Genomic DNA, 12,258 nt, shown 5'->3' with positions numbered 1-12,258 from the left:
GGAACAAAGTCCCCTATTAAATGTTTTAAAATTTGTTTGATTAATATGATGCTGGTTTTTTAATGCATCTTTAACTTATAGTTGTCTAGCGGATAAATGAATAATAGCGCACTAATAATAACGATGTTCTTAATAATATACTGTCCTACAAGTGTGAGAACAAAAGGTGCTTTGGCAAATGAAACATCCGGGAAGAACAGTACTGGGATAAAGGTGAACACTAAGTGTAGAATGGCGGCAATAACGACTTTTTTAAGTTGAAAATTGCAGACTAAACACAAGCCAATAGCTACTTCTATAATGGCTAACATTAAAATACTAATGGTTTCTGGGATCAGTCCAATGGTTAAAAAAGTAATGGTTTGTTTCGCTAATGCATCGGCAGGGCTTAGTTCTGGAAAAAATTTAAGAGCCCCAAACCATAAGTATATTACCCCAATGCTAAAACTTAATAGTCTATCCTTATTTATACTTGAAATAAAACGCGTCATAATATTAACTCTTTAATTAGTCGTCCCTCACAACTTGTATGGTACGAGGGACGAATTTCAATTTAAAAATCTATTAGCTACATATTGTCATTATCCTTGGACTCGCCTATAAGCTCCAAATATTTTTTGTAGTTGTAACGTGCTATATTGCGCCCCAAATTTAACCCTTCAATATTATCGGCCTGAATGTGATAACCACCCATAACTCTAGATATTCCTGCCATTTCTCCTGTTTTGGTAAAGGTTGGAAACTTAAGGGTAACGGGATCCCCTAAATTATTAGGTTCGGTAAGCGCACCTGGCACCAGTTCTACTTCAACGCCAAAGGTGTCATCTCCTGTGAACAATTTCAGTGCTTCGGCGCATCCACCACTAATGGTGCTATGACCGGAGACGTAACTTGGGAATGGGGGGCATAAAAAGGTGTCTGGGGAATAGGGGCGCCATTGTTGGCCTTTCATTTTCATCATGCCTTTATCGGGACCTCCCCAGGCCTCGATAACTTGATCTTGATAATATTCATGGACTAAAGCATAGGGTCTAGCAAAATCGTAATGCATCTTAGAGTCCCAACAAGCTATAAAACCATCCATGGCAACCGATTCAATTAGAAAATACATTTTTACGTCTTCGTCTAATGTATGGTTGTCTCTTAGCGAAACGTCTTGTGCAAATTTTAACCAGTGACCTGCTTGCTGTACCGACTTAGGGCCATCGCGCATAAACTCAACCAAAGCTTTATGTTCTGGGGTTAAATTAGCTTGTAATTCTATAACTTCCTTTACTTCTTCTTTTAATTGTTCTGAACCTATCATAGGTGGTGGTCCAGGGCGGAATTGATCGGCTTTGTCCAACAAAAGAGGTTTTACTTTTTGCCAGTAAGGCGTTAAACATCCGGGAGCAAATTTACCGCCTTTGCCATCTGAAAAATATTTTGGTTGCCATCTGTTGATATCTACATTATTATCGGCATCATTAACAGGCTTATATCCTGTGTAATCAAAATAGGGTTTGCCCATAGAGCCTTCTATGTCACCATATTGGTTGGAACCGTCATGTCTGCGGGCCTCAATAACCATTTTTGCCGCTAGATTCCCTATCCCTTCAGGAGTTGTTGGATCCAATGATTTATTATTAGGATCCAAGCCCAACTTTATCATTTTATTCTTAAACATGGTACTATCAGAATAATAGTATTCACTTAGGGCTCTATAAGCTGCATAGCTTACAGCAATTTCTTTATTCTTTAAAGTTCTTTTGGCTTCGGGTTGGCGCTCGACATCCTTTAAATAAACCGGGCTGGCTTTGTCGTCGTATCGAGTCCAGGCATCGAACATAGAGGTGAAAATTAATCCTAAAAATCGTGAAGTAATTGTTGGTCTTGGTTTGAATTTATCAGTGTCATTCGCTGTACCTTCAAGTGCTATATATGCCCATTGGTAGACAACATTATCTTTTCCTCTTGGTACGTCTTCCATTTGAGCCATATTATCGGCCATGGCTTCTTTCTTTTCATCTTTGCAATTGGTGAATACAACAAATAAGGATAGTACAAGCAAAGCTTGCTGTAATTTTAATTTCATATATTTTGGTTTTGGTTAAGCCAATATTAATGTTTTACTTAATAGATCTCTCTTTTATTGTACGGATTGATTATATTGCTTGACGAAACACTCTTTTTATTTGATGAACCTATGAAGTGCCTTATTGTTGATGATGATCCTTTGATGTGTGATTTGTTGGAACATTTTTGTGGTAAAATAGATGACATGACCAGTGTGGTAACCACAACGTCTGGATTTGAATCCATAAATCTCATTAATAGTTCGCACTTTAATGTTATTCTATTGGACTATAACCTGCCAGATATTACTGGGGAGGATATTTTAAAAATAACCCCTTCTAATACGGCAGTCATTATGATAACATCGAATAAGAATTTTGCCTCAGACTCCTATAATTACGATCAGATAGTAGACTTTTTAGTGAAGCCAATTAACTTCCCTAGATTTTTTAAGGCCTTTCAAAAGGCACAAGCTTTTCATTCAAATGATCAAAGTAAAGAAGCTCGACTCTTTATTAAAGATGGCAATAAATTGGTGAAAATAAATTTAGAAGAGGTTTGCTATTTTAAATCTGAAGCCAACTATATTTCTGTGGTTATGACCAAAAAGAAAATATTAACGCTCATGACCCTAAAGGACCTTGAAACTAAATTGCCCGATTTCTTCCAGCGGGTGCATCGTTCTTATATTGTTAATCTAAACAAAATAAGCACTATAGGTAATAACGTTATTGAAATTGGTAAAGATCATGTGCCACTTAGCCAGAGTTATGAAAAAACGTTGTATCAAAAAATCAGTCTTTTAAATTAATACGCCTTTCCACTCTAAAGCAACATAAGTAATAATTGAAGGTATTTAGTACGTCCTGTAATTGGCTTAAAGTAAGAGCTTCTACTTTTTCTGGTAAGGATTCTAAAAGGGAATTTAGTCCTAAATTATTAATGTGCGTAATAAGCTTGTGCAATATGGCATCCCACTCCTTTTGATCTTTATGGGTTACAGCCCTTTCAATTCTATCTTTGTAGGTTTCAAATTCATCAATAAGCAAATCGATGACTCTTGCTATTTTTTCCTTGTCATGGTCATAATTGTGATAAAGATTTGAAAAATTGGGTTGTGAAAATTCATGGGCTCCCAAAATCTTAAATGTGTAATCTTTTAATTCATCTATCTGAAACGGTTTCTGGACGTAGATTGGTGTTATGGTCTGCATCACCTCGGGCTCTGAAGCAGATACCAACACCAGTGGGCAGGTTATTTGTTTGGATTGTACCCATTGGTTCAATTGTGCTTCCAAATGCACATCATTTAATAATAAATCGCTAAAAACAAGATCTGGTTTATTGGCACTTAAATAATTTGAGGCCTCACTCACGCTGCTCACCTGATATAATTCAATAGACTTGTGTGTGAAAATATGCTTTATAAGTTCCATGGTAGACATATCGTCTTCCATATGAAGTATTTTGTAACGTTTTTTTAATTCAGGAACGTCTTGGGTTTTAATCGATTGTTCTTCCTTTACTTTGGTGTCGTTAGTTGGCACAATAGGAATCGTTACACAAAATGTTGATCCAATCCCTTTTTGGGATTCCACACTAAGATAACCACCAAATAAAGAAGAGAGTTGTTTTACAATCGACAGGCCAAGACCATAACCCCCATAACGCCCCGAAAGTTCTTTGCTTTCCTGAAAGTAGCGGTTATTTATTTTGTTAATATTCTCTGGAAGAATACCAATGCCTGTGTCAATTACTTTTATTTCTAACTGCTCTGGATTGTTGGGCGATATTCGTGCCTGCAATTTAACCTTACCTTCCGTAGTAAACTTTAGGGCATTTACAACCAGGTTTGTAACCATTTGAGAGAGCCTTAAAGGATCTATTTGAAATCTCCTTTTTTCAAGTGTTTTGTCTATTTCAATATTAAAATCCAGTCCTTTCCTAATGGCTTCATATTGGTAACTTGAGTAAATATCCTGAAGCAAATGAGCAATATTGGTTGGTTTGTATTCGATGTGTAACGTTCCTTCTACTATTTTTTTGTGATCCAAAACATCGTAAACCAATCCAGCTAAATTATTGGCACTTCTATCCAATGCTTCAATAATGGGCAACTGGGCATTAGATTGGGTGTTCTTTTTAAGCAGTTGCGTAAGTCCTAAAATAGCGTTAAGTGGGGTGCGCAATTCGTGACTCATGTTTTGTAAAAACTCATCACGCTGCTGCTTTGCCTGTTTTTCTTTTTCTAGGGCGATATTAAGTTTATTAACGTTTTGATCGATTTTAGCCTTCATCTTTTTGAACGTTCTGGCCAAAACACCAATTTCATCATTTCTGTTAACCGGTAAGGGGATGTCGCTTGTCATACCTTCATCATAATTACTAATGGCCTTTGTAATTTGATTGATCTTTTTTGAAATAATACTTACAAAAAACCATGATAGTAAAATACAGATCAAACATACCAAAAGTAAAGCCTGCAGGCTATTCGCTCTAACTGCATGTGCGCTTTGCAATAAAATATTTTGTTTTACAGCGGCAATCAAATAAAGGTTTCGCTTGCCCTTAAAATAACTTAATAGCTTAGCATAGCTAAGTAGGTTGTTGTTTAAGTTTACGGAAGTGCCTGTTTCGACTTGCTTTGGAGTGAAAGAAGTGTTGGGATTTATCTTAAAATCTGAATAAAAATTATAGTCGTTGCCTGTTTGGGATGCAAATAATTTGTCTTTATCCAAAGCATATAGATATTCGCCGGCTTTGTCTAATAAATAAAGCTGGGACTCTCCTTTGGATATTTTATCCAAGGTGTTATATAATCGGGTTAGATCTACGTTAATGATAACAATTCCAATGGCTTTGTTGTTAGTATTGAAAATGGGACTTGCAGCTCTTAAGGTTGGGGTGTATGGTTTGCTAATAATACCATATTCCTCGTTGAGGTTGATTTTAGAGAAATAAAGCTCACCCTTTTTAATGTGTATGGCTTCCTTGAAATAGTCCCTATTTCCTTTTTCCTGAAGGTCGTCCGATTGAAATACAACCCCATCTTTCTTATCAAACCGAATAATCTCCTTTCCGTTATTTTCTGCGCCAATAAACCGTATTTGAAAATAAGAAGCTTTATTGCTTAATATGCTTTGAAATAGTGAGTTAATGTCTTTGGTAGACTTTCTTGATGGGTCAAGTGCATAATTGTTCAATGTAGGGCTTGATGCTATAACGGCAATGTCGTTAGAGACTTCATTCAATAGGGCGTAAAATGCCTGCTCGGCAAGTTCCGACTCATGTATAATTCTATTTTTGGCGTATTCAGTAATAACTTTTGAAGACTTTTCAAAAACCAAATAGCCCGATAACAAAATGGAAAATATAATGAGCCCTGTAAAAAACAGTGCCAAACGAATTACTATGGAATGTTGAAACTTCATAAGAATAAGCTAATATATAATATTAACCAATAAGAATATTTTTTTAGGATTTACATAATTGGGGAATTTTAAAAAACTAATGGGTTTGGCTTAAATCTGGTATTTGATAATTTTTAGTGTTTTAGGTTGGTGGGATTGAGTGTGTTAAGTGAAATGAGGTTTATTTTGTCAATAGTTTTTTATGAAATACAAAAAGTAGCCTATAAACATTAAATATTTTTTAACAAATAGTTTTTTTTTGTTCAATATTGTTAATTCTCACTAAAAAATAAGGAGTCCGGTTAATGATGTTAAATAAAATTAATAGTTTTACATCATGAAAAATTTAAAAAATAAAATACGTAGGGCCATACCCAGTTTGCCAGCGCGCCGTCGCCGCTGTTTCTAATGACTTCTAATGAACAAACCTAACGTAATTTTAATTTTTTTCAAATTGTCCAAAAATTTCATCATAGCATTTCAAAATAGAGTTAATCTAACCATTAACAGTAATACTATGCGCCATTATTTTCCCCGTCGCCCGTAAGGGTGTGTAATAGTTTATAGAGCTAGGTGAGTCCAGTTCAGCAGTTTAAAAAGAACGATTAAAGAACTTAATACAGATAGGGAAATGAAGGTTGTAATAGCCGATACATCACATATTAAATACGCAGAAATTATTTGCGAAACCATTGCAGAATCTGCTACAGTAAGAGGTACAGGTATAGCTAGGCGAACACCAGAATACATTGCAACAAAAATGGAAAACGGTAATGCCGTTATAGCATTGGATGGCGATAAGTTTGCAGGCTTTTGTTATATAGAAAAATGGGGGCATGGCAAATATGTTGCTAATTCAGGGTTAATTGTCCATCCAGATTATAGGGGAAAAGGGTTGGCCAAAAAGATAAAGCATAAAATATTTGAACATTCCAGAAATAAGTTTCCAGATGCTAAAGTGTTTAGTATCACTACGGGATTGGCGGTAATGAAAATGAACAGTGATTTGGGATATAAACCGGTGCCGTTTTCAGAACTTACAGACGACCAGTCTTTTTGGGATGGATGCCAAACCTGTAAAAATTATGATGTGTTAACACGTACCAACAGAAAAATGTGTTTGTGTACGGGGATGTTATATGATCCTAAGGTAAAAGAAAAAAAGAAACATAAATTAATTAAAGAAAAGGTTTTTAATCGATTGAAACATATCAAGGAAACCATGTTTTTAAAGAAAAACGACAAAAAGTAACATTGAGATGAAAAAATTAGTAATAGCTTATAGTGGAGGTTTAGATACATCGTACTGTGCAGTAAGTTTATCAAAAGAATACGATGTACATGCAGTAAGCGTTAACACAGGAGGCTTTACCAAGGCAGAAATTGATAAGATAGAAGCCAATGCGTATAAAATGGGAGTTACTACCTATAAAAATATAGATGCAGTAGCTACCTTTTATCAAAAAGTGGTGAAGTACTTAATTTTTGGCAATGTTTTAAAGAATAATACCTATCCATTATCGGTGAGTGCAGAGCGTATTATTCAGGCCATCGAGATTATCGAATATGCCAAGAGTATAGGGGCAGAATATATTGCACACGGAAGTACTGGGGCTGGAAACGATCAAGTACGTTTCGATATGATCTTTCAAACCTTGGCTCCAGAAATAGAAATTATTACGCCCATTAGGGACGAAAAATTAACTCGTCAGGAAGAAATCGATTATTTAAAAGCCAATGGGATTGATATGTCCTGGGAAAAAGCAAAATATTCGATTAATAAGGGGCTTTGGGGAACCAGCGTTGGAGGTTCGGAGACATTAACTTCCGAAAAACCATTACCAAGTGAGGCTTACCCGTCGCAATTAAAACATACCGAAGAAGAAAAGGTAAAGTTAACATTTGAAAAAGGAGAGTTGGTTGCTGTAAACGGTATTGAAAACGACCCAGAAATAAATATCGAAACCTTAAACAATCTGGCTTCGGCTTATGCTATTGGCAGGGATATTCATGTGGGAGATACCATTGTAGGTATTAAAGGGCGCGTTGGTTTTGAAGCTGGAGCAGCTTTAATTACCATTAAAGCACACCATTTGTTAGAAAAACATACACTTACTAAATGGCAGTTACAACATAAAGAGTACATTGCAAGTTTCTATGGCATGCACTTACATGAGGGACAGTATTTAGATCCAGTGATGCGCGACATGGAAGCCTTTTTGCAAAGCAGTCAAGATAAGGTAAGTGGCGATGTTACGGTAAGTTTAAAACCATACCACTTTACATTGGATGGTATTTCGTCAGAGCACGATTTAATGAGTGCTAAATTTGGTAGCTATGGTGAAGAGAATAAAGGCTGGACAGCAGATGAGGCAAAAGGATTTATTAAAATATTCGGCAACCAAAATAAAATATATCAACAAGTAAACTCTTAAATAAAAAAGACCTGCAAGGTTTTAAAAACCTTGCAGGTCTAAAAGCAAAAATTATAAACATGAAACATATTCAAGTTGGAATTATTGGAGGTGCAGGATATACGGCGGGGGAGCTGATTCGATTATTGATCAATCACCCAAATGCAGTAATTAATTTTGTGTACAGTACATCCAACGCAGGAAACAAAATAAGTAAGGTACATGGGGACTTGGTAGGTTCTCTAGATTTAGAGTTTACCGATACGGTGAATCCAGATATTGATGTTCTATTCTTATGTCTTGGACATGGAAATTCTGTAAAGTTTTTGTCGGCGAATACGTTTTCCGATAAAACGAAGATTATCGATTTAGGAAATGATTTTAGGTTAGAAGCTGATAAAGTCTTCACTTCAACAGGTTCAGTACAAGCAAAGACCTTTGTTTACGGATTGCCGGAATTACAAAGGGAAGCCGTTAAAGATGCTAATTTCATTGCAAACCCTGGGTGTTTTGCTACCGCTATTCAGTTAGGTTTGTTGCCATTGGCAAATGCGGGATTGTTAAATAACGACGTACACATCAATGCGGTTACAGGAGCTACTGGGGCTGGAACCTCGTTGTCGGCAACCACGCATTATACGTGGCGCGATAATAACTTTTCGTATTACAAGCCATTTACGCATCAGCATTTAGGGGAGATCAACCAGTCGGTTAAGCAATTGCAAAACGGCTTTTCATCCGATATTTTGTTTATGCCCAATAGGGGGAATTTCTCAAGAGGTATTTTCGCAACACTCTATACCGATTTTGAAGGTTCCGTTGAAGAGGCTAAAACACTTTATAATGATTTTTATAAAGATGCGGCATTCACTTTTGTATCAGATGAAGCTTTGCATTTAAAGCAAGTGGTGAATACCAATAAGTGTTTAATACATTTGCATAAGCACAATGGTAAATTGTTAATAACAAGTGTTATAGATAATTTATTGAAGGGTGCCTCTGGACAAGCCGTCCAGAATATGAATTTAATGTTTGGTCTGGAGGAAACCACAGGGCTAAACTTAAAAGCAACTTATTTTTAAACTATTTGTCATTCCTGCGTAGGCAGGAATCCATTAAAATATATATCATGAAAATAGCCATTATAGGAACAGGTAACTTAGGAAGTTCGATAGCCAAGGGACTTATAAAAAATAATACGTTTACCTCTTTATATCTAAGTGACAAGAATACGGTACATGTAGATGCTTACCAGGCCTTGGATAACGTTACTGTGACGAATGATAATGTTTTGGCCGTGGAACAGTCCGATATGGTCATATTCGCATTGCAACCCAAACATATCGATAAGGTGTTGGAAATTGTGTCGTCTAAAATCACCAATAAGCACATTATCATTTCGGTAGCAGCAGGCGTAGAAATTCCTAGAATAGAAGGTATTATAGGAAGCGATAAAAACATTATTCGCGTAATGCCCAATACGGCCATTTCTATTGGTAAATCCATGACCTGTATTGCGGCTAACGGGATTGCCCAAGATAAGGTGGCTTTAGCACAGGATATATTTAACCAGTTGGGAACAACATTGGTTATTCCAGAAGAACTCATCCAAGCGTCTACGGTTATTTGTGCCAGTGGTATTGCATTCTGGATGCGTTTGGTACGTGCTACAACGCAAGGCGCTATCCAATTAGGGTTTGAAGCGCACGAAGCACACCAATTAGCAGTTCAGACTTGTTATGGGGCGGCCAGTTTATTAATAGAAACCGGTAAACACCCAGAACAGGAAATAGATAGGGTAACCACACCAAGCGGTTGTACCATTGAAGGATTGAATGCTATGGAACACCAAGGCTTAAGCTCGGCTTTAATACAAGGTATTGTGGCTTCATTTGAAAAAATTAATCAAATTAAAAAGAATTAAAATGCCATTATTTGACGTTTATCCATTATATGATGTTACTCCCGTAAAAGCCAACGATGTTTGGGTTTATGATGACAAAGGAACAAAATACCTTGATCTTTATGGGGGGCATGCTGTGATTTCCGTAGGACATTCACATCCAACCTATGTCTCTAAAGTAAGTGAACAGGTGCAGCATTTGGGGTTTTACAGTAATTCCATTCAAAACCCGTTACAAGTAGCCTTGGCCGATAAGTTAGGTAAGCTTTCAGGTTGTGAGGATTACCACTTGTTTTTATGCAATTCTGGAGCCGAAGCCAATGAAAATGCTTTAAAACTGGCATCGTTTCATACGGGAAATAAAAAAGTGATAGCCTTTAAAAATGGGTTTCACGGACGTACATCGGCAGCTGTAGCGGCTACCGATAACCCCAAAATTATAGCGCCAATCAATGCGCAACAAGAAGTGATTTTTGCTGATTTAGGGGATGTTGAAGCCGTGGAATCAGCTTTAAAAACAGGGGATGTTTGTGCAGTTATTGTAGAAGGCATCCAAGGTATAGGGGGATTGGATGAAGCTTCAACCGATTTTTACCAAAAACTAAGTGCCTTATGTAAGCAATATGGTGCTTTGTATATAGCCGATGAGATTCAGTGTGGCTATGGTCGTACTGGCGATTTCTTCGCTTTTCAAAAGCACGGGATAGCACCCGATATTATTTCCATGGCTAAGGGTATGGGGAATGGGTTTCCTGTAGGTGGGATATTAATCCACCCTAATATCCAGGCATCCTTTGGTTTGTTAGGCACCACTTTTGGAGGGAATCACCTAGCCTGTGCTGCTGCACTAGCTGTTTTGGAGGTGATGGAGGACGAAAATCTCATGCAGAATGCTAAGGAAATATCGGCTTATTTTATAGAAAAAACCCAAGCCATTCCAGAAGTAAAACAAGTAAAAGGCCGTGGTTTGATGCTGGGATTGGAATTTGATTTCCCAATTGCAGATTTGAGAAAAGCACTAATTTTCAAACACAACATATTTACAGGAAGCGCTAAAAATCCAAATATATTGCGTATCCTTCCACCACTAACCCTTCAAGAATCACATATAGATGTCTTTTTTGAAGCTCTCAACGACGTATTGAAGGCTTAGGGAAAATTTATGAAGTCTCGATATTGGGGCTTCAAAACAAAAAATAAAAATAACATGAATACCTTATTATCAATTGAAACAAGAAACGCTGTATTACTTAAGATGGCGGCACTTTTAGAACAAGAAAGGGCTGCGATTATTAAGATCAATAAAGCAGATGTAGAGGCTTACGATGGTTCGGATATTTCAATGTACGATCGTTTAAAGGTAGACGATGCTAAAGTAGATGAAATGATAAAATCTGTGACCCACTTGGCGTCGCAAGAAGATCCCGTGGGTATTGAACGCTTTAGCTTTAAGCATGAAAACGGTATGCAGATCTATAATAAAACAGCATCGTTTGGTACGGTGTTGATTATATATGAATCACGCCCTGATGTTACCGTAGAAGCGGCTGGTATTGCCTTTAAATCGGGGAATAAAATCTTACTCAAAGGGGGAAAAGAATCTACCAATTCTAATTTAAAGATCGTTGAATTGTGGCACGAGGCCTTAAAAGCTTATGGTGCATCAACAGATTGGGTAGAGTATTTGCAGTTTAACAGAACCGAAACCCAGGCCTTTTTGGAAAAACCAACACAGCAAGTCGACTTAATAGTGCCACGAGGTGGCGAACGTTTGATTGCTTTTGTAAAGCAACATGCTGCCTGTCCGGTTATTGTTAGTGGCCGTGGCAATAACTTTGTGTATGTTCACGAAGAAGCCGATTTGGATATTGCTTCAAGCGTTATTATTAATGCCAAAACAGCTAAAATATCGGCGTGTAATGCTTTGGATAAAGTGCTTATCGATAAGAATTTGCCAAATAAAGAAGATTTCATTAAAAGCTTAATCTCCAAACTGAAAACCTTTGATGTCCAGATTTTAGGTGATGAGGCTTTATCAAAATTTAACCACGTCGAAGCTATCAAATCCAATGACATTTGGTATGAAGAGTTTTTGGATTATAAGATTGCAATAGCAGAAATCGACTCGACCCAAGACGCCATTGCCATGATTAACAAATATTCTGGAGGACATTCGTCGTCTATCATTACGACTAATGAAGCATCGGCCAAAGTGTTTATGGAAAATGTAGATACGGCAGCGGTTTACCATAACGCCTCAACCCGTTTCACCGATGGCGGGCAATTAGGACTTGGAGGCGAATTGGCGATTAGTACCGATAAATTACACCAACGCGGGCCTATAGGGCTGCAGCATTTGGTGACCAATAAATGGTATGTTCACGGTAACGGACAAATACGGTAGCATGAAGCCACCTGCCTGTCGGAAGGCGGGTAATAGGCATCTAAGAAATAAGCTGGTGCTAATCAATAAAGA

Annotated in this window: 10 protein-coding genes; 7 read left to right on the top strand and 3 right to left on the bottom strand. The window is 37.2% G+C overall.

Going from position 1 to position 12,258, the window contains the following annotated elements; all coding sequences use genetic code 11:
* Positions 1 to 59: 59 nt before the first annotated feature.
* Positions 60 to 491, bottom strand: a complete 432-nt coding sequence (locus tag MR062_RS03690) for a doxx family protein (RefSeq protein ID WP_242202733.1) — start codon at positions 489 to 491, stop codon at positions 60 to 62.
* 77 nt (positions 492 to 568) lie between these two features.
* Positions 569 to 2,074: a vanadium-dependent haloperoxidase gene (locus MR062_RS03685; protein WP_242202732.1), complete on the bottom strand. Its 1,506-nt coding sequence runs from the start codon at positions 2,072 to 2,074 to the stop codon at positions 569 to 571.
* Positions 2,075 to 2,131: 57 nt separating this feature from the next.
* Here MR062_RS03685 and MR062_RS03680 point away from each other — a divergent pair, with 57 nt between their 5' ends.
* Positions 2,132 to 2,866 carry a LytR/AlgR family response regulator transcription factor gene (locus MR062_RS03680; RefSeq protein WP_242202731.1) on the top strand — a complete coding sequence of 245 codons (735 nt, stop codon included), beginning with the start codon at positions 2,132 to 2,134 and terminating at the stop codon, positions 2,864 to 2,866.
* Here the strand turns inward: MR062_RS03680 and MR062_RS03675 are convergent.
* Complete coding sequence (locus MR062_RS03675) at positions 2,850 to 5,486, bottom strand: hybrid sensor histidine kinase/response regulator (RefSeq protein ID WP_242202730.1); 2,637 nt, start codon at positions 5,484 to 5,486, stop codon at positions 2,850 to 2,852. The genes MR062_RS03680 and MR062_RS03675 overlap by 17 nt on opposite strands.
* 610 nt (positions 5,487 to 6,096) lie before the next feature.
* Here MR062_RS03675 and MR062_RS03670 point away from each other — a divergent pair.
* The 6 genes from MR062_RS03670 to MR062_RS03645 are packed head-to-tail and all read left to right on the top strand — an operon-like array spanning position 6,097 to position 12,186.
* Positions 6,097 to 6,717, top strand: a complete 621-nt coding sequence (locus MR062_RS03670) for a GNAT family N-acetyltransferase (protein ID WP_242202729.1) — start codon at positions 6,097 to 6,099, stop codon at positions 6,715 to 6,717.
* Positions 6,718 to 6,724: 7 nt separating this feature from the next.
* Positions 6,725 to 7,900 (top strand): argininosuccinate synthase, encoded by a 1,176-nt coding sequence (locus MR062_RS03665; RefSeq protein ID WP_242202728.1) that lies wholly within the window; start codon positions 6,725 to 6,727, stop codon positions 7,898 to 7,900.
* A gap of 59 nt (positions 7,901 to 7,959) precedes the next feature.
* The gene (gene argC / locus MR062_RS03660; protein ID WP_242202727.1) at positions 7,960 to 8,961 is read left to right on the top strand and encodes an N-acetyl-gamma-glutamyl-phosphate reductase; all 1,002 of its coding nucleotides are present in this window, start codon (positions 7,960 to 7,962) and stop codon (positions 8,959 to 8,961) included.
* 47 nt (positions 8,962 to 9,008) lie between these two features.
* On the top strand, positions 9,009 to 9,803 hold the full coding sequence (proC, locus tag MR062_RS03655; RefSeq protein WP_242202726.1) for a pyrroline-5-carboxylate reductase: 795 nt from the start codon (positions 9,009 to 9,011) through the stop codon (positions 9,801 to 9,803).
* A 1-nt stretch (position 9,804) separates the two neighbouring features.
* Positions 9,805 to 10,935 carry an aspartate aminotransferase family protein gene (locus tag MR062_RS03650; RefSeq protein ID WP_242202725.1) on the top strand — a complete coding sequence of 377 codons (1,131 nt, stop codon included), beginning with the start codon at positions 9,805 to 9,807 and terminating at the stop codon, positions 10,933 to 10,935.
* Between the two features lie 54 nt (positions 10,936 to 10,989).
* A complete protein-coding gene (locus MR062_RS03645; protein WP_242202724.1) occupies positions 10,990 to 12,186 on the top strand; it encodes a glutamate-5-semialdehyde dehydrogenase in 1,197 nt (398 codons plus the stop codon).
* The last annotated feature ends 72 nt before the right edge of the window (positions 12,187 to 12,258 follow it).

Source organism: Aestuariivivens insulae, from assembly GCF_022662195.1.
Taxonomy (GTDB): domain Bacteria; phylum Bacteroidota; class Bacteroidia; order Flavobacteriales; family Flavobacteriaceae; genus Aestuariivivens; species Aestuariivivens insulae.
Note: the sequence above shows the minus strand (reverse complement) of the source record. Positions and strands in the feature narration are given on the sequence as shown.